The 345-nt window shown below is 68.7% G+C and carries 2 protein-coding genes; one reads left to right on the forward strand and one right to left on the reverse strand.

From position 1 onward, the window contains the following. A partial coding sequence (locus tag IG64_RS40950; RefSeq protein WP_158771771.1) for an FAD-dependent monooxygenase occupies positions 1–85 on the reverse strand: 85 nt, incomplete at its 3' end. 65 nt (positions 86–150) lie between these two features. On the opposite strand from IG64_RS40950, the gene IG64_RS37280 reads away from it, so the two are divergent. After that, positions 151–345, forward strand: a 195-nt coding sequence (locus IG64_RS37280) for a helix-turn-helix domain-containing protein (RefSeq protein WP_158771769.1), incomplete at its 3' end; no start/stop codon positions are given.

Genomic DNA, 345 nt, shown 5'->3' on the forward strand with positions numbered 1-345 from the left:
GGGTCCGTACGCCCGCCAGTGCCAGCTCGCAGGCGAGCATCAGCCCCGTCGGCCCCGCACCCACGACGATCACGTCGGTGTTCATCGGTGATGTCCTCCGGTATTTAGTGAACGGCGTTCACGTGAACGGCGTTCACTATAGTGAGGTCCATGAGCTCCCCGTCAACCCCGGGCAGAGGCCGGCCCGCCCGCCTCGACCAGACCCGCACCGTCCGGACCGCCCTCGGCCTGCTGAACGAATCCGGCCTCGACGCGCTGACCATGCGCCGGCTCGCCGACGCGATGGGCGTCCAGGCCGGTGCGCTCTACCGCTACTTCGCGACCAAACAGGACCTGCTCACCGCG

It is taken from the genome of Streptomyces sp. NRRL S-340, assembly GCF_000720185.1.
Classification (GTDB): Bacteria; Actinomycetota; Actinomycetes; order Streptomycetales; family Streptomycetaceae; genus Streptomyces.